Here is a 17,921-nt window from a genome sequence, read left to right as displayed (position 1 = left end):
TTTACTTCAGTTGACGCCAGCCTGGACGCAGAAGCAACTGTGGATAAATTTTCAGCGCATCCGTTCGGCCGTCATTGCCTTTGCGAACCTGTTTTGCGCCAGTTGTAAAACGCAGTTCTTTGCTGGAAGACGACATTCTGGCATAATTTAAGCTGCCGCTTTTGTCTGCATTATCATAAAGCCCATCACCATTTACATCCATTATTGGAAGTGGGGCTGGTGTACCAGCCGCGATATTGACGATTGTACGATATGTTTTTGCTGCGCTGGGTTGTGGTGCGCAAACTTCTTGCCCGCTCGCTGTGGCGCTCCCAGAAGCAGGTTTTTCACTAATAATTTCTAAATTATTGCCTCCATTGTAGAAGGCGAAGCTGGAAGTGACACGCTCGCCGGCGACTGGTAAATCCATGTACCATCCCATCTTCACGGTGCACCCTGTATTGGTTGGTTTGCATGCATAGGCGACCTCTTGCGTATTAAGTGTCCAAAAAGATCGACCTGTACTGACCCCTGTACCCGCTGTTCCTAGCCCTGTGTTCGCCAAAATGTTATCTGTCCCATTGTTCACGGATTGTGATTGCAAGACACTACGATCACTTACTGTGGCTGGAGTTGGGTTGGATGTCTTGATCTTTACCTTTCCAATGTTCGTTCCGGTAGATTCAATCAAATAACTAGTATTATCCAAAATTGAATATACGGTTTGTACTGAAGTATCGCTACGATCCGATTCGGTCAGGCTTTGACCCGTGCCAAATGCAATCATTAATCCGCCAACCGTGCGATTGGGTCTAAGAACGGGGGCTGTCGTAATTGGCTGTCGACTGGTTGAGCCGCCGGATGTATACGTTGCTGTAAAGAGTGGGTTTCCGTTAAATGCAACACCCCATTGTGTTGCATCAATGTTGGAAATGTCAAATTTCCACATGTTCCCACGCAAATCACCTGCATAAACAAAGTCAGGTGAACCATCGCCATTTACATCCAGAAATTGAGGTGCGGACAGCCCATTCCCTACTGCTTCCGCTGAGCCAACAGCTGCGGCAGGGATCTTTCTGAGCGCTTTGTCTCCATCGAGGTACTGGATTATTAATACAGGGCGTTCATTTGAGCTGTTATAGCCATTGCCAGATATATAGGCCCACCTGCCATCGTTGGTGCGAGCGATTTGCAGAGCCAATTGCTGATTACTCTCTGCAACTGTCGGTGATCCAAATATATGGCCGATATCGGCCTCAGCATTGGCGTCTGCTGGCTTTGCTGGTGGAACCGCATCTGTAACAGGAGCCGCCGTCTTATCCATGACTACCAAGTCGGCTGCATTCGCTTCGGCGAAATTGGTAGCCGGGGCGGGTATAGACGACGATGGATCTAGAGGTCCGGGCTTTGTTACATCTAAGACAAAGAAACCTCTGCCACCGGCGCCCAAGGTTCCAACAAGATATGTGCGCCAGTCTGGAACGGCGGTTGTTCCAACATTAACATCACCTGATGCCGGGGATCCATCAACGTAGTATCTGTGATCATATGTAGTGTTGGTGAGGGATGAAATATTCTGCACCACGCCATGAGGCACATATGCAATTTTCTCCTGGCCATCCTTGGCAGAAAATCCGTGAAGCATCCCATCATTTCCACCCACATACAACATGGGCATACGGCCTCGATTGGCTGACGCAAAGGCGTTATAGGAAAGGCTGGGATTCCCATTAGCTGGCGGGCCGACATACCAGATGGCGGAATTGACAATATCACCCTGGCGATTTTTTCGATTGCGGAAATTGGCGGTGGCATTAGTTGCGCTAACGTTGCTGGCTTCTTTAGTGCGATCGCCACGAATAAAATTAACTCGATCTTGCCCTCTCCCGTCACCTGCAATTGAAGCAGCAGATCCAACTGTTCCATTATTTAGCCACATTTGCTGAGATGCCGCCGTAGCCGATGTGCTCAGATTGGCCCACTTAAAAGAAATGCCGGTGGAAGCGGGGGATGCAATTTTGTATGAAAGGACTAGGCGGGTGTTGATATTGGCTGTGTCCAGCTTATCCGCAGTGGATAGGCCCTTGGTCGTGCTTCCAGTCACAAGGCCCCAGTCTGGATTGGGCGTGAAATTGCCAGCAGTATCAATAGAGCTCGATGTCACATAGCCATACCACCGGTTGTCATTTGAGTTTCCATCATCTGCTGCAATATAGTTGGTCTGAAAAGATTGAGTGCCTACACGGCTGACGGAGCCGGACGCAGAAGTAAAGCCTGAAATTGGTGCGGTGGTATCAACAATAATGTCGTCGAAAATATCCGCAAAAACTGCCGTCAAATCACCGGTAACAGGATAGTATTTGCCTCGGCTATTGATTGCCATGTGCCACATTTCTTGAGGGCGGTATCTGTCATAGTCGTTGTCCGCGGCAGCTGAGGTGACATCATCCCAAGTTGTATTACCAGTAGCCAAGCTTGCATATCCCACTCCTGTTCCGGTAGTGTTATACATTGAAAAAACTCCTCCCGCCCATTGAGGTGAGGTTGCGTTGACCTTGGCCAAGGTGGCTGCAGTGGTTCCGTATCCGATCGTATATTGAACCAAGTGCTGCCAGTTTGCAGGGTCGTTCTTCGGGTTCCAATATTCATCAAAGGTCACTGTCTTGGCACTGGCTCCACTGCCATTATTATATGTTTCTGGTCCTGTTTTTTTGATTTTTGAGTTGACGCTATTGTTGATGGTGGGTTGTAAATCGGTCGCCCAGTGATAAAATGCTATGTCTGCTAATGTGGGATATGCATAATTAATATTATCGCTATTATTCTTAATTATGGTATTTGCTCCAAAACCGTCTCTGTAAATTTTTGTTTGATTTGCTGTTGCAGAGTAAGCAGTCCCATCCGGGAAGGTGACTGCTTTTCCGTCAGCATTTTGTATGCTCTGCGCTAAGGGGTCAGTGGCTCGTATCTTTGTATTGAATGCAAACCCGTCAGCCGCGCCCACTTTGCTAGGAGGGTTGGCTGGGTAGTAAGTTCTAGGCACGTTGTAATTCCAGCCGCCATCTGTCAAGAAAATGTGATAAGCACGACGGCAGGCAAGCGGATTCGAATCGCTTGTTCCAGGGGTCGCATTCCAAGGGCTGCTTGTGCCTGTGGTTTTGAGGTACTCGCCAGCGTTCCACACCACCATATGAGACGGGGTGTTAGTGGTGCCGGAAGATGTTCCTGTGGTAAGTTTTGAAACCCAAGTTTGAAAGTCTGTTTTGTGGGTGGTGTCAAACTTTCCCATTGCATTTTTGCCACCACAGTTTCCACCATTCGATGGAATGTTGTTGCATGTAAAGGATTGCCATGCCAACCTAAACTGACCATCATACTTTGTGGTATTGATCAGTGTGCCATTGAGGCCATCTATAACATTCGCAAGCCTACTCTGCGTTTGTCCAGCGTCAACGGTGGCCATACTTCCTGATGTGTCTACCGTAAGGATAACGTTAGGCACCGGGGCCTTGTAAGCAGTGCCTGCGGGGTACTGCACCAAAGGAATTTGGGCAGCCCAACCTGCTACGGGCGCCCAAATTGATGCAATAAGGATCGCAATGACTGTGCGTTGAGGTTGAGGGATATTGCGCATGGTCAAACTCCAGGTATAAATTGAGGAGGTCAATGTATTACTTAGCGTTGTTGGAGTCTTGCAGTGTCAATGTCGACTGAAGAACAACTTCGCTGCCGGGCTTGTTGCCCCGTGCTATCGCTGTAATACGGTAGATGAATAGCTTTGTGCGCATTGGCGCGAAACGCTCCACATTGGCGCCAGGAGGCATGCCTGATAGCAGTGATACGTTAGGATCTAAATATGGAAGTATTTCAACCCAATACCACGCTCCTCTGCCAGCACCCGTCTCCGATAAAATAGGGTTCGCAGTTGCTGCGGCGTTAGCGCCGGTATACTGGCCGTATCGAGCGCCAGTATTGGACGCGATCATGGCAGTCATCTTTGTTGAGTCATTCCAAAAATCTTGTGGATCGTCTCGCTTGGCGCATATTCCTTTATGGCAATTTGTTCCTCCTGTACTCAAGCCTTGCACCACGGATAGCATATTGGCGAGATCTTTTGTTTCGAAATCAAAATATACGTCTGCACCGAGGGTTGCAGGTACCGCTGGTGTTGCACCGCTTGCTGGGATCGCAGGAGCTGGAGGAGGCCGGCACATATCGCTATTTCCTCCTGTCCGAGCGCAAGCCGCTCCTGTGGGCTGAACACCTCGAATATCGAATTCCGCGTCTTGTAACATGGCTTGTGCAGCTTCGAAGGTGCGTCTGTAGTCTGCATCGTTGCCGACAAGAATTTCGTTGAACAATGCGCTACGCGCAGCCCAAAGAGCTAAAAGCGTCGATAGCAGAACGAAAATAATGACAACATACAATGCCATTCCTCGTTGCGAGCTTGCTTCCTGCGAAGATTTCATGTTGGATTTCGTGAGCATGTTAAGTGCTTTCTCAGTCGCTGAGCTGCATCAAATCTGGCTCTGGCTGCGTATTTGATAAACGTTGCGAAAAATCATTCTGATTCGATCGCCGTATGGCGTAGAAGTCCCGCTGCAGTTTATGTAATTTGCCCCCGCTGTTGGGGATGATTCTGTTCCTGTGAGTTCAAGGCATACTTCAACGGCGTAAATATTAGTCCATCCGCCTGTATCGCTGGCGGCATTTGCCGTCACCGCAGATGCTCCCATATACTGTAAATTCGTGGTGAGAGGTGCCTGCTGAAGATATCTGATTTGCATGTCGGTGACATTTCCTATAATGGGCTGGCCTACGCCGCTTGCGCCAATGCAGACAAGTTCATTTGTGCTGTTATTTCTCTGGAACTTACTGCTCAAAACCGGGGTGGCCACAACGCTTCCGCTAGCTGCCGTCGCAGGATTTTGTCCTAAGCAATCTCTTAAGAGAGACGATGAGACAGGAGTGGATGCTGGTGCTGGAGGGGTTATCTGTTCGGTGTAATTTTGATATCCCAATGTAAAGCTCGGATCACTGTCTCCCACCACGGTGCGTGAAGCGCGCGAAAAAGGGGGGCGCAATCCGGTGGGGTCTGGTGGGTCAAAAGCAACCGGCGTCATTGATCGGAGTGCGTCGGATGCAATTGGAGCAATGGAAGGGGTAAGGCTTAGTTCCAAACTGCCCGCCTGACGGACTTGCTGCCCAATGACGCGAAATGCATAGGACGCTTGCTGTGCTAACGCGGTGGACTCCGACACAGTGCCTGAAACGCCACGCGATGCCATAAGTGCACCAAGGGCTACTGCGACAACCAACAGGCCGACAGCAATGCCGACCATGAGTTCCACCAGAGTTACGCCATTTTGGCGACCAATTGATGCAGTGACTATGCGACGAACGGGAAGGTGTTTCATAAATCGCTACTCAATTAGGGCAGAGCAGGCTGCCAGAAGTAATATCTGGAGTGCAGCGTTGCGTCGGCTGAATATATTGAATATGACAGGTGAAATTGTTGGGGCAGCTTACGGTTGCACCGGTTGTGTCTGTGCCTGAAATCGCAAGCGGTGCATTCAATGCAGATAGGTCGCTCGTACTAAAGCTTTGCCCATTTTGATTGTAACGATTTTCATTCCAGCCGACGACCACACCAAGCTGTCGGGATCCACCTTGTGGTGCAAATACTGCTACTTGTGCCCCTGGTAGTGCTCGATCTATTCGAAGACGCCAATGTCTAATATCGCATGCAGCTAGATCTGCTGGGATGCAAGCCGCACTGGTGCAGCACTCGCTTGTATCTGTGGGTAATGCATCGGTAAATGCGATTTCGTAGTTGCTCAGATTGTTAAGTGCATCGGGGCTGTTTTCCAACCGTTCGCTCAAATCTTCTATGAAGCGAATGGCTTGAGCTCGTCGGACCCCGGCCTGCGTATCTGCTAGGGTACGCATTTGTACGCCTAGAATGCCCAGAATACCCAGAGTCATCACAACTATTGCAACCAAGGCTTCTATCAGGCTAAACCCATCCTGATTGTAGTGATGGCGTTTGATTTTTAAGGGGTGCATGGAATATCCTCGATTACTTTGATTCTGCCACCCGCCGCCATGCATATGCCTCGAGTAGCTGGTGACGATATGCCTGTGGATGCTGGCGAGATAGTGAAGCCTTTTGCATTTAGCCCATCCATCTTTCCGTTGTGATCTACGCTAATGGCTGCGCCTCCTGAGTTGTGAATTACATCCGTGTTGATAGGAGTGCTCACTGTACGCAAAATTTCTTCGCCAATTTTGTATTTTCCATTTTTATCGCTGTCGATAAAGACAAACCAGCCGCATCCCCACTCCTGATTATTGCTGGCCAAACGGCATCTCCCTGGATTGTTGGGCGATTTCTGGATGACTATTTTTGTGCCGCGTTTCAATGCTTCGGAGCGTGCGAAATAAAGAGTAGAAATCATTGCTTCGGTTGTATCGCGAACTCGCCATCGGTCATTGATGGCTGTGAATTTCGGTATCGCCAGTGATGCCAGTAAACTAATGACAACGACCACGCCGACCGTCTCGATATACGTGACTCCTTTGCATAAATGCCGCGACAGCCTTAACATGCGCTGTTGCCCGCCTTTTGCGCGATTTTTCCTCCGATTCCCGCGCATATGCGAACTGCGCTGGGTGCTGTAGAGTTTTTGCCGGCAGGAGTTGCTAGGAAATCCATGGCTGCAGGAGTCGTTGAGTTGATGGAATTGGCCAGCATGCCCCAGCGGTTTATTGAGATTATTCCCGTGCTGCCGCTTAGTGTAATGCTGGTTTGCGCTGGAATAGTTCCGGTTTTTATATCGCATTCATTGGGGGTGCTTGCCGTGTTGCAGGTATCTTGAATGCCATTGTTGTTGACATCATAGAATACCTTCCAGCCGCAGCTCCAATCGGTATTGCCTGTGGAGGTGCAATTACCATCATTTGCATTCTTAATGATCACGACGTTACCTCCGAGTCTGATCGCTTCAGAGCGTGCGAAATATAATGCGGTTACTATATTTTCGGAGGCGTTGCGAATTCGCCAGCGTTCGATGATTGGTGTGAAGCTAGGAGCCGCCAGCGCTGCAAGCACGGCAATGATGGCCATGGTGACCAGCAGTTCGATGGCAGTGAAGCCTCGAAGGCGAGTGGGTTTTGATTGGGAAATGGCGCGCATCTAAGTATCGTATTGCTACTGAAAGCTGCATGCGATGATGCGGGGATGAATGGTATCGCTTGGATGACGGCCGGTTAAGCTCGGCGTTGTGGTCGAGGGTGTGGGCTGCCGAGAGGGCTGTGGGCTCTTGAGATCAGGGCGTTAGATTGCTTGCAGGGTGCGCCCTATTCTTTGTTGAATAGATCGTGCTGGAGACCCGATTGGCAGGGTTGGAACTGCTGGGTGGCATTGAAGGCGTCTCTTTTTGCGCTTTACGGCCTGCCATATCCGAGGCACGCGCCAGCGTTGGGCATCCCCTTGCATTCTCTATGTAGCCTGCGATCACGTTCCGCGGCACTTTCCTCTGACGAAGATGTTTGTCTTGATGCTTTTGCGTGCTTTTCGATGGCGTGGGCCGGGGTTGAGGCCTTGGATTTGCTCTTGGCCTGGGGTGCCGTTGCGCTCAATGATGATGCTGTCAGTGCTAGCACAATAAGAAAACGATATTTTTTTGAAGACATGTGCTTGAAGGGTGGCGGCGTCACCGGATTCTGCGGAGAAATCGGCTTTTTTTGTATTTTTCAGTTGCGTTCAAAAAATGCTTTGTGCTTGTTGTGATCTTGTTACGTGTTTTTTCTGCGGTGAAGATTTGGATCGTTGGTGTCTTCTGGAATGGCCATTGTGAGTGCGTTGAGCATGCGTTATACTCGTCAAGTTTTGCACGGTGCAAGACGCACGCCGCTGGCCGTTCCAGCCGTCGGCGCAAGTAAAAACCACGGCCCGCAGTCCCCTGCAGGTCCAATCCAAGGAAATCCAATGATCGCATCCTCCATCAAGGCCGAAGTCGTCAAGGCCAACGCCCGCGCTGCCAACGACACCGGTAGCCCAGAAGTGCAAGTGGCCCTGCTGACCGCTCGCATCAACGAACTGACCCCTCACTTCAAGACGCACGCCAAGGACCACCACGGTCGCCGCGGCCTGCTGCGCATGGTGAGCCGCCGCCGCAAGCTGCTGGACTACCTGAAGGCCAAGGACGCTGACCGTTACACGGCTTTGATCGCCAAGCTGGGTCTGCGCAAGTAAGCGCATTCGCATGTCAAAACGCCTGGGTTAGCACGCTAGCTCAGGCGTTTTTTACTTCGGAGACGCAAAACAGAGCGAAGCTGTGTCATTCCACGGATCCTGACGCACCGGTTGCGGGTGACAGGCTCCCTGGAATGGCATCGTGTTCTGAATTGCCTCCGGCCCTTGCTGGCTCTGCGTAGCCAGCTACATAAACCGAAGCAAAAGGAGTCATCATGACCATCTTCAACAAAGTGACCAAGTCCTTCCAGTGGGGCGACAAGACCGTCGTCATGGAAACGGGTGAAATCGCACGCCAGGCCTCCGGTGCCGTGCTGGTCAACATCGACGACACCGTGGTGCTGGCCACCGTGGTGGGCTCCAAGATCGCCAAGGCCGGCCAGGATTTCTTCCCGCTGACCGTCGACTACATCGAGAAGACATACGCCGCAGGCAAGATCCCCGGCAGCTTCTTCAAGCGTGAAGCAAAGCCCAGCGAACTCGAAACGCTGACCAGCCGCCTCATCGACCGCCCGATCCGCCCGCTGTTCCCCGAAGGCTTCCACAACGACGTGCATGTGGTCATCCACACCATTTCGCTGAACCCTGAAGTGGACGCGGACATCGCCGCCATGATCGCCGTGAGCGCCGCTCTGTCGATCTCCGGCCTGCCGTTCAATGGCCCCATCGGCGCCGCGCGCGTGGGCTACATCAACGGCGAATACGTGCTGAACCCCGGCCAGACCGCCCGCAAGAACTCGCAGATGGACCTGGTCGTCGCCGGTACCGAAGCGGCCGTGCTGATGGTCGAGTCCGAAGCGCAGCAACTGCCCGAAGACGTGATGCTGGGCGCCGTGGTGTTCGGCCACGAGCAAGGCAAAGCTGCCATCAACGCCATCCATGAACTGGTGCGCGAAGCCGGCAAGCCCGTGTGGGACTGGCAACCGCCCGCCAAGGACGAGCCCTTCATCGCCAAGGTCTCGCAACTGGCCGAAGAAAAGCTGCGCGCTGCCTACCAGATCCGCAGCAAGCAAGCCCGCACGCACGCCCTGCGTGAAGCCACCGCTTCCGTGCTGTCGTCGCTGAAGGCCGAAGGCGCTGAATTCGACGCCGTGAAGGTCGAAGGCCTGCTGTTCGACATCGAAGCCAAGATCGTGCGCAGCCAGATCCTGGCCGGCGAGCCCCGCATCGACGGCCGCGATACGCGCACCGTGCGCCCCATCGAAATCCGCAATTCCGTGCTGCCCCGCACCCACGGTTCGGCACTGTTCACGCGTGGCGAAACCCAGGCGCTGGTGATTTCCACGCTGGGCACCGAACGTGACGCGCAGCGCATCGACGCGCTGGCTGGCGAGTTCGAAGACCGCTTCATGTTCCACTACAACATGCCTCCCTTTGCCACGGGCGAAGTGGGCCGCATGGGCTCCACCAAGCGCCGCGAAGTGGGCCACGGCCGTCTGGCCAAGCGCGCGCTGGTCGCCGTGCTGCCGACCAAGGAAGAGTTTCCCTACACGATCCGCGTGGTGTCGGAAATCACCGAGTCCAACGGTTCTTCGTCCATGGCGTCGGTCTGCGGCGGCTGCCTGTCGATGATGGACGCCGGCGTTCCGATGAAGGCCCATGTGGCCGGTATCGCCATGGGCCTGATCAAGGAAGACAACCGTTTCGCCGTGCTGACCGACATCCTGGGTGACGAAGATCACCTGGGCGACATGGACTTCAAGGTGGCCGGCACCACCAGCGGCATCACCGCGCTGCAGATGGACATCAAGATCCAGGGCATCACCAAGGAAATCATGCAGGTCGCATTGGCACAGGCCAAGGAAGCGCGCATGCACATCCTGGGCAAGATGCAGGAAGCCATGGGTGAAGCCAAGACCGAGGTGTCCAACTTCGCGCCCAAGCTCTACACGATGAAGATCAACCCCGAGAAGATCCGTGACGTGATCGGCAAGGGCGGTGCGGTGATCCGTGCGCTGACCGAGGAAACCGGCTGCCAGATCAACATCGAGGAAGACGGCACGATCACCATCGCCGCGACCGACGCCGCGAAGGCCGACGTTGCCAAGAAGCGCATCGAGCAGATCACGGCCGAAGTCGAGATCGGCAAGATCTACGAAGGCCCCGTGACGAAGATCCTGGACTTCGGCGCGCTGATCAACCTGCTGCCTGGCAAGGATGGCCTGCTGCACATCAGCCAGATCGCGCACGAGCGCGTCGAGAAGGTGTCCGACTATCTGACCGAAGGCCAGATCGTGAAGGTCAAGGTCATGGAAACCGATGAAAAGGGCCGCATCAAGCTGTCGATGAAGGTGTTGTCGGACCGTCCTGCCGGTGGCAGTGATCGTCCTGCACCTGCAGAGCGTGGTGACCGCGAACCCCGCCGCGACCATGGTCGTGGCGACGGTGGCCGCCCATCGGCTGACCAACAGCAGCAGCAACAGCAGCAACAGCAATCCCTGGCTTCGGACGGTGCGTCCGAGCAGGTGGTGGGCTGATCCGGCTGACGGGTCTATTTGCTATTGATTTTGTAGCTGCTGCCGCTTGTTGATCAAGCGGTAGCGGCCAAAATCACTCATACCTTCATTGTCCGATGAGCCGCACTATGCACGCTGTGGAGATCTCCGCTTTTGGTGGGCCGGAGGTGCTGCGTCTGGGCGAGCGGCCTGTGCCGCAGCCCGGGCCGGGTGAACTGCTGATCCGGGTGGCCGCCAGCGGCATCAACCGCCCGGATGTGCTGCAGCGCATGGGGCACTATGCCCCGCCGCCGGGCACGTCAGACCTGCCCGGTCTGGAAGTGGCTGGTGTGGTGGAGTCGGGTGATGCCGCCGCCATGGCGGCGGCCGGCATCCGTGTCGGTGACCGCGTGTGTGCGCTGGTCGCCGGTGGCGGTTATGCGCAATGGTGCGTGGCGCCCGTAGTGCAGTGTTTGCCGGTGCCCGAAGGGTTCAGCGATGTCGAGGCGGCCTCGCTGCCTGAAACCTTCTTCACTGTCTGGAGCAATGTCTTCGACCGGGGGCGGCTGCAGGCGGGCGAGAGTCTGCTCGTGCAGGGCGGCACCAGCGGCATCGGCGTGACCGCGGTGCAACTGGGCCGTGCGTTCGGTGCGACTGTGATCGCGACGGCGGGCAGCGACAGCAAGTGCGCAGCCTGCCTGGAGTTGGGTGCGCACCATGCCATCAACTACAAGTCCCAGGACTTCGTGGCGGAGGCTCAGCGCATCACCGATGGCAAAGGTGTCGACGTAGTGCTCGACATGGTGGCTGGCGACTACGTGGCGCGCGAAGTGGAGTGCCTGGCAGAGGATGGCCGCATCGTCATCATCGCTGTGCAGGGTGGGGTGAAGAGTGGTTTCAACGCGGGTTTGGTCCTGCGCCGCCGCCTGACCATCACCGGCTCCACGCTGCGCCCGCGGTCCGTGGCTTTCAAGGGCGCCATTGCGCAAGCGCTGCGCGAGCGCGTGTGGCCTTTGCTGGCGCAAGGCAAGGTGCGGCCGGTCATCCACAGCACGTTCGAAGCGGCCCGTGCGGCCGATGCGCATGCGCTGATGGAGTCGAACCAGCACATTGGCAAGATCGTTTTGACGTGGTGATCATGAACAGCAAGAAGAAACTCATCGCCGGCAACTGGAAGATGAACGGCGGCCTGGCAGCCAACGAAGCTCTGCTCAAGGCCATCATGGCGGGCCTGGGTGATGGCGGTGGTGCGGCGTGCGATGTGGCGGTGGCAGTGCCTGCGCCTTATCTGGCGCAGGTGCAGTCGCTCACTTTCGGGTCTGGGGTGGCTGTGGCGTCGCAGGACGTGTCGCAGCATGAGGCGGGTGCTTTCACTGGTGAGGTGTCGGTGGCCATGCTCAAGGAGTTTGGCGTGCGGTATGCCCTGGTGGGGCACTCCGAACGCCGCCAATACCACGGGGAAACCGACGTGGTGGTGGCAGAAAAAGCCCAGCGTGCACTGGCGGCGGGTGTGACCCCCATCATCTGCGTGGGTGAAACCCTGCAGGAGCGCGAAGCGGGCCAGACCGAGTCGGTGGTCAAGCGCCAGCTCGCTGCCGTGATCCATCTCAATGGCCACTGCATCAGTGAAGTGGTGGTGGCCTACGAGCCGGTGTGGGCCATCGGTACGGGCCGCACGGCCTCGCCCGAGCAGGCGCAGGCGGTGCATGCAGTGCTGCGGGGCCAGTTGGCCGCGGCCAGCGAGCACGCCGACCGCATCCGCCTGCTGTACGGCGGCAGCATGAATGCCGCCAACGCGGCGCAGCTGCTGTCTCAGCCCGACATCGATGGCGGGCTGGTCGGTGGCGCATCCCTGAAGGCCCCCGACTTTCTACAAATCATTGCCGCCGCCCGTTGAGGTGGTGGTCCCAAGAGCTATTCAATCAGGAGTGAACAGAGAATGAACGTGATCGTGAATGTGGTTTTGGCGGTGCAGATGCTGTCGGCGCTGGGGATGATCGGACTGGTGCTGGTCCAGCACGGCAAGGGTGCCGACATGGGTGCTGCCTTCGGCAGCGGTACGTCGGGCAGCCTGTTCGGGGCCAGCGGCAGTGCCAACTTCCTGTCGCGCAGCACGGCGGTGCTGGCGGCGGTGTTCTTCGTGGCAACGCTGGCGCTGGCCTACTTCGGCAATGCACGTCCTGCCGGTGCGGGCAGCGTGCTGGAGACCCCGGCTGCAGCAGTTCCTGCCGGCTCCACGCCCGCCGCGTCGGCGCCGGGTGCTGCCGTGGCGCCTGCTGTTCCGGCATCGGGCGCTGCCCAGATTCCGACCAAATAATCTGCGCTAAATTGGTTCGGCGAAGCCGAAGCAGGGTTTTTCCGGAGTAGAATCCCAGATTGTCTGGAAAGCCAAAACCGCAAGGTTCCTCATGCCATCCAGATGCACACATCAGCCGTCGTGGTGAAATTGGTAGACACGCTATCTTGAGGGGGTAGTGGCGAAAGCTGTGCGAGTTCGAGTCTCGCCGACGGCACCAAAACAAAGGCCTCCCCGACATGTCCTGGCAAGGGACATGTCGGGCCAGGCCACAGCGGTGAGCACATCCTCAAGATGAACCTCGATCAGTACCTCCCCGTCCTTTTGTTCATCTTGGTTGGCATCGCCGTTGGCGTTGTCCCCTTGGTACTAGGCTACATACTGGGCCCCAATCGCCCGGATGCCGCAAAAAACTCCCCCTACGAATGCGGCTTTGAGGCCTTCGAGGACGCGCGCATGAAGTTCGATGTGCGCTACTACCTCGTGGCCATCTTGTTCATTCTGTTCGATCTCGAAATCGCCTTTCTCTTCCCGTGGGCCGTCACCTTGCACGAGGTGGGCATCGCTGGTTTCGTGGCGGTCGTGATATTCCTGGCCATCCTTGTCGTGGGTTTTGCCTACGAATGGAAAAAGGGCGCCCTGGATTGGGAATGAGTGGCTTCGGCTGCAAGCAAGGATGATGCAATGATTGAAGGCGTGATGAAGGAAGGCTTCATCACCACGAGCTATGACTCCGTGGTGAATTGGGCCAAGACGGGCTCCCTGTGGCCCATGACATTTGGCCTGGCCTGCTGTGCGGTGGAGATGATGCATGCGGCGGCAGCGCGCTACGACATCGGCCGCTTCGGCGCCGAGGTGTTCCGTGCCAGCCCGCGCCAGTCCGACCTGATGATCGTGGCGGGTACGCTGTGCAACAAGATGGCACCGGCTCTGCGCAAGGTGTACGACCAGATGTCCGAGCCCCGCTGGGTGCTCTCCATGGGGTCTTGCGCCAACGGCGGCGGCTACTACCACTACAGCTATTCCGTGGTGCGTGGCTGCGACCGCATCGTGCCTGTGGATGTCTACGTGCCGGGTTGCCCGCCCACGGCGGAAGCGCTGATCTACGGCATCATCCAGCTGCAGCAGAAGATCCGCCGCACCAACACCATTGCTCGTGTCTGAAGGGTTGATGATGACTTCTGTTGCCATTCGGCCTGAAAAACTCAAGGACCACATCGCCGCGGCCCTGGGCTCCAAGGTGCGCCAGATCTCGATCGCCCTGGACGAAGTGACCGTGGTGGTCGCTGCGGCCGACTACCTCGAAGCAATGCGCGTCCTGCGCGATGCCGAAGGTTGCCGTTTCGAACAACTGGTGGATCTGTGCGGGGTGGACTACTCCTCCTACGCCGACCAGTTGCATGAAGGCGCGCGCTATTGCGTGGTGTCGCACCTGCTGTCCGTCAGCCTGAACCAGCGCGTGCGCGTGAAGGTGTTCTGCGCGGACGACGATTTTCCGGTGGTGGCGTCCGTGTCCGACCTCTGGAGCTCTGCCAACTGGTACGAGCGCGAAGCGTTCGATCTGTTCGGCATCGTGTTCGACGGCCACAACGATCTGCGCCGCATCCTGACGGACTACGGCTTCATCGGCCATCCTTTCCGCAAGGACTTCCCGCTGTCGGGCCACGTCGAGATGCGCTATGACACCGAGCAGCGCCGCGTGGTGTACGAGCCCGTGTCGATCGAGCCGCGTGAAATCACGCCGCGCATCATCCGCGAAGACAAGTACGGAGGCCTGCACTAAGGCGCCCTGCGCCCCACGTGACCCACCATGGCTGAAATCAAGAACTACTCCCTGAACTTTGGTCCGCAGCACCCGGCAGCACACGGCGTGCTGCGGCTGGTGCTCGAGCTCGACGGCGAAGTCGTGCAGCGCGCCGACCCCCACATCGGCCTGCTGCACCGCGCGACCGAAAAGCTCGCCGAGCACAAGACCTACATCCAGTCGCTGCCCTACATGGACCGGCTGGACTACGTCTCGATGATGTGCAACGAGCACGCCTACTGCCTGGCCATCGAGAAGCTGATGGGCCTGGAAGTGCCCATCCGCGCGCAGTACATCCGTGTGATGTTCTCCGAAATCACCCGCCTGCTGAACCACCTGATGTGGCTCGGCTCGCACGGCAACGATTGCGGCAGCTCCACCATCCTGATCTACACCTTCCGCGAGCGTGAAGACCTGTTCGACATGTACGAAGCCGTCTCCGGCGCGCGCATGCACGCGGCGTACTTCCGTCCGGGCGGCGTGTACCGCGACCTGCCGGATTCCATGCCGCAGTACAAGGTCAGCAAGATCAAGAACGCCAAGGCCCTGGAGGCCATGAACAAGAACCGCCAAGGTTCCATGCTCGACTTCATCGACGACTTCACGCAGCGCTTCCCCGCCTGTGTGGATGAGTACGAAACCCTGCTGACCGACAACCGCATCTGGAAGCAGCGCACCGTCGGCATCGGCGTGGTGCCCCCGGAGCGCGCGCTGAACCTGGGCATGACCGGCCCCATGCTGCGGGGCTCAGGCATTGCCTGGGACCTGCGCAAGACGCAACCCTACGACGTCTACGACCGCATGGACTTCGACGTGCCGGTGGGCAAGACGGGCGATTGTTACGACCGCTACCTCGTGCGCGTGCAGGAGATGCGCGAGTCCAACCGCATCATCAAGCAGTGCGTGGACTGGCTGCGTGCCAATCCCGGCCCGGTGATCACCGACAACCACAAGGTGGCTGCACCGTCGCGCGAGTCCATGAAGTCCAACATGGAAGAGCTGATCCACCACTTCAAGCTGTTCACCGAAGGTTTCCATGTGCCCGAGGGCGAGGCTTACGCCGCCGTCGAGCATCCCAAGGGCGAGTTCGGCATCTATCTCGTGAGCGATGGCGCCAACAAGCCCTACCGCCTGAAGATCCGCGCGCCGGGTTTTGCCCACCTGGCCACGCTCGACGAAATGGCCCGCGGCCACATGATCGCCGACGCCGTGGCCATCATCGGCACCATGGATATCGTGTTCGGGGAGATTGACCGATGAGTAGTACGACCGAATCGAAGAACCCCACGGCGGGCACCACCGCCATCACCGAGGCGACGCGCGCCCGTTTTGCGCGCGAAGTGGCCAAGTACCCGCCCGAGCAGGCGCAGTCCGCCGTGATGGCCTGCCTGTCCATCGTGCAGCAGGAGCAGGGCTGGGTCAGCGTCGAGAGCGAGGCCGTGATCGCCGAATACCTGGGCATGGCCCAGATCGCGGTGCATGAAGTCACCACGTTCTACAACATGTACAACCAGCAGCCCACGGGCAAGTACAAGCTCAACGTCTGTACCAACCTGCCTTGCCAGCTGCGCGACGGCCAGAAGGCGCTGCACCACCTCGAGAAGAAGCTCGGCGTGACCATGGGCGAGACCACGCCGGACGGCCTGTTCACCCTGCAGCAGTGCGAGTGCCTGGGCGCCTGCGCCGACGCGCCCGTGATGCTGGTCAACGACCGCACCATGTGCAGCTTCATGGACAACGACAAGCTCGACCAGCTGGTCGACGGGCTCAAGGCCGCAGAGGGGCAAGCATGACCACTGCCGCACACATCCTCTCGCAGTTCCAGGCCACCGGCGTCCAGACCTGCTTCCACGACCGCCACATCAACCCGCAGATCTATGCGGGCCTGGACGGCACGAACTGGAGCATCAAGGACTACGAAGCGCGCGGCGGCTACGCTGCGCTGCGAAAGATCCTGGGCATCGACGGCGGCGAGCCGCTGACGCAGGACCAGGTCATCGCCACCGTCAAGGAATCGGGCCTGCGCGGTCGCGGCGGCGCGGGCTTTCCCACCGGCCTCAAGTGGAGCTTCATGCCCCGCTCGTTCCCCGGCCAGAAGTACCTGGTGTGCAACTCCGATGAAGGCGAGCCTGGCACCTGCAAGGACCGCGACATCCTGCAGTTCAACCCGCACATCGTCATCGAAGGCATGATCATCGCGGCCTACGCGATGGGCATCTCCGTGGGCTACAACTACATCCACGGCGAAATCTTCCAGACCTACGACCGCTTCGAAGAAGCGCTCGAAGAAGCACGCGCAGCGGGCTACCTGGGCGACAAGATCCTGGGCAGCAACTTCAGCTTCCAGCTGCACGCAGCGCACGGTTTCGGCGCCTACATCTGCGGCGAAGAGACCGCGCTGCTCGAATCGCTGGAAGGCAAGAAGGGCCAGCCGCGCTTCAAGCCGCCGTTCCCGGCCAGCTTCGGCCTGTACGGCAAGCCGACCACCATCAACAACACCGAGACATTCGCGGCCGTGCCGTGGATCATCCGCAACGGCGGAGCTGCGTACCTCGAGTGCGGCAAGCCCAACAACGGCGGCACCAAGATCTTCTCGGTCTCGGGCGATGTGGAAAAACCAGGCAACTACGAAGTGCCCATGGGCACGCCGTTCGCCAAGCTGCTCGAGCTCGCCGGTGGCGTGCGCAAGGGCCGCCAGCTCAAGGCAGTAATCCCGGGCGGCTCGTCCTCCCCGGTGCTGCCGGCTTCCATCATCATGGAATGCACGCTGGACTACGACTCCATCGCCAAGGCCGGCTCCATGCTGGGCTCGGGCGCCGTGATCGTGATGGACGACTCCCGCAGCATGGTCGAAAGCCTGCTGCGCCTGTCGTACTTCTATTCGCACGAATCCTGCGGCCAGTGCACGCCCTGCCGCGAAGGCACCGGCTGGATGTGGCGCGTGATCGACCGCATCCAGCACAACCAGGGCCGCTCGGGCGACCTGGACCTGCTCAATTCGGTGGCAGACAACATCCAGGGCCGCACGATCTGCGCACTGGGCGACGCTGCCGCGATGCCGGTGCGCGCCATGATCAAGCATTTCCGTCCCGAGTTTGAAGCACTGATCCGGAACAACGCCTCCCAGGCCGCGACCTCCGCCTGATCGCG

Annotated in this window: 17 protein-coding genes and 1 tRNA gene; 12 read left to right on the top strand and 6 right to left on the bottom strand. The window is 57.4% G+C overall.

What is annotated here, in order from left to right:
* Nucleotide 1: 1 nt before the first annotated feature.
* The 6 genes from ACSQ3D_RS00195 to ACSQ3D_RS00170 form a co-directional block, all read right to left on the bottom strand.
* Nucleotides 2–3,442 (bottom strand): pilus assembly protein, encoded by a 3,441-nt coding sequence (locus ACSQ3D_RS00195; RefSeq protein WP_436125531.1) that lies wholly within the window; start codon nucleotides 3,440–3,442, stop codon nucleotides 2–4.
* Nucleotides 3,443–3,650: 208 nt separating this feature from the next.
* Complete coding sequence (locus ACSQ3D_RS00190) at nucleotides 3,651–4,466, bottom strand: pilus assembly PilX family protein (RefSeq protein WP_396502808.1); 816 nt, start codon at nucleotides 4,464–4,466, stop codon at nucleotides 3,651–3,653.
* Nucleotides 4,467–4,496: 30 nt separating this feature from the next.
* Entirely contained in the window at nucleotides 4,497–5,396 is a 900-nt protein-coding gene (locus tag ACSQ3D_RS00185) for a PilW family protein (RefSeq protein WP_396502807.1), read from the bottom strand.
* Nucleotides 5,397–5,406: 10 nt separating this feature from the next.
* Nucleotides 5,407–6,045 (bottom strand): type IV pilus modification protein PilV, encoded by a 639-nt coding sequence (pilV, locus tag ACSQ3D_RS00180; RefSeq protein ID WP_436125530.1) that lies wholly within the window; start codon nucleotides 6,043–6,045, stop codon nucleotides 5,407–5,409.
* Complete coding sequence (locus ACSQ3D_RS00175) at nucleotides 6,033–6,530, bottom strand: Tfp pilus assembly protein FimT/FimU (RefSeq protein ID WP_396502805.1); 498 nt, start codon at nucleotides 6,528–6,530, stop codon at nucleotides 6,033–6,035. The genes pilV and ACSQ3D_RS00175 overlap by 13 nt, the downstream gene beginning before the upstream one ends.
* A 50-nt stretch (nucleotides 6,531–6,580) precedes the next feature.
* Complete coding sequence (locus ACSQ3D_RS00170) at nucleotides 6,581–7,174, bottom strand: GspH/FimT family pseudopilin (protein WP_436125529.1); 594 nt, start codon at nucleotides 7,172–7,174, stop codon at nucleotides 6,581–6,583.
* A gap of 795 nt (nucleotides 7,175–7,969) precedes the next feature.
* Here ACSQ3D_RS00170 and rpsO point away from each other — a divergent pair.
* The 12 genes from rpsO to nuoF all read left to right on the top strand — a co-directional run bounded on the left by rpsO (nucleotide 7,970) and on the right by nuoF (nucleotide 17,916).
* Nucleotides 7,970–8,236 carry a 30S ribosomal protein S15 gene (gene rpsO, locus ACSQ3D_RS00165; protein ID WP_005793232.1) on the top strand — a complete coding sequence of 89 codons (267 nt, stop codon included), beginning with the start codon at nucleotides 7,970–7,972 and terminating at the stop codon, nucleotides 8,234–8,236.
* A gap of 215 nt (nucleotides 8,237–8,451) precedes the next feature.
* Nucleotides 8,452–10,713 (top strand): polyribonucleotide nucleotidyltransferase, encoded by a 2,262-nt coding sequence (gene pnp, locus ACSQ3D_RS00160; protein ID WP_436125528.1) that lies wholly within the window; start codon nucleotides 8,452–8,454, stop codon nucleotides 10,711–10,713.
* Nucleotides 10,714–10,820: 107 nt separating this feature from the next.
* Nucleotides 10,821–11,807 (top strand): NAD(P)H-quinone oxidoreductase, encoded by a 987-nt coding sequence (locus ACSQ3D_RS00155; RefSeq protein ID WP_436126154.1) that lies wholly within the window; start codon nucleotides 10,821–10,823, stop codon nucleotides 11,805–11,807.
* 2 nt (nucleotides 11,808–11,809) lie between these two features.
* A complete protein-coding gene (tpiA, locus tag ACSQ3D_RS00150) occupies nucleotides 11,810–12,568 on the top strand; it encodes a triose-phosphate isomerase (protein ID WP_436125527.1) in 759 nt (252 codons plus the stop codon).
* A gap of 42 nt (nucleotides 12,569–12,610) precedes the next feature.
* The gene (gene secG / locus ACSQ3D_RS00145) at nucleotides 12,611–12,988 is read left to right on the top strand and encodes a preprotein translocase subunit SecG (RefSeq protein WP_436125526.1); all 378 of its coding nucleotides are present in this window, start codon (nucleotides 12,611–12,613) and stop codon (nucleotides 12,986–12,988) included.
* Between the two features lie 114 nt (nucleotides 12,989–13,102).
* Nucleotides 13,103–13,187 (top strand) — tRNA-Leu (locus ACSQ3D_RS00140).
* Between the two features lie 74 nt (nucleotides 13,188–13,261).
* On the top strand, nucleotides 13,262–13,621 hold the full coding sequence (locus ACSQ3D_RS00135) for an NADH-quinone oxidoreductase subunit A (RefSeq protein ID WP_055393226.1): 360 nt from the start codon (nucleotides 13,262–13,264) through the stop codon (nucleotides 13,619–13,621).
* Nucleotides 13,622–13,651: 30 nt separating this feature from the next.
* Nucleotides 13,652–14,131: a NuoB/complex I 20 kDa subunit family protein gene (locus ACSQ3D_RS00130; RefSeq protein ID WP_007849129.1), complete on the top strand. Its 480-nt coding sequence runs from the start codon at nucleotides 13,652–13,654 to the stop codon at nucleotides 14,129–14,131.
* A 10-nt stretch (nucleotides 14,132–14,141) separates the two neighbouring features.
* A complete protein-coding gene (locus ACSQ3D_RS00125) occupies nucleotides 14,142–14,750 on the top strand; it encodes an NADH-quinone oxidoreductase subunit C (RefSeq protein WP_436126153.1) in 609 nt (202 codons plus the stop codon).
* A gap of 27 nt (nucleotides 14,751–14,777) precedes the next feature.
* Entirely contained in the window at nucleotides 14,778–16,031 is a 1,254-nt protein-coding gene (locus ACSQ3D_RS00120) for an NADH-quinone oxidoreductase subunit D (RefSeq protein ID WP_056421019.1), read from the top strand.
* Nucleotides 16,028–16,564 (top strand): NADH-quinone oxidoreductase subunit NuoE, encoded by a 537-nt coding sequence (gene nuoE / locus ACSQ3D_RS00115; RefSeq protein WP_056421021.1) that lies wholly within the window; start codon nucleotides 16,028–16,030, stop codon nucleotides 16,562–16,564. The genes ACSQ3D_RS00120 and nuoE overlap by 4 nt, the downstream gene beginning before the upstream one ends.
* Entirely contained in the window at nucleotides 16,561–17,916 is a 1,356-nt protein-coding gene (gene nuoF, locus ACSQ3D_RS00110) for an NADH-quinone oxidoreductase subunit NuoF (RefSeq protein WP_436125525.1), read from the top strand. The genes nuoE and nuoF overlap by 4 nt, the downstream gene beginning before the upstream one ends.
* Nucleotides 17,917–17,921 lie beyond the last annotated feature (5 nt).

Origin of the sequence: Acidovorax sp. LjRoot117 (assembly GCF_964252695.1) — a bacterium.
Classification (GTDB): Bacteria; Pseudomonadota; Gammaproteobacteria; order Burkholderiales; family Burkholderiaceae_C; genus Acidovorax.
The sequence above is the reverse complement of the archived record's forward strand: the minus strand, read 5'-3'. Positions and strand labels throughout refer to the sequence as shown.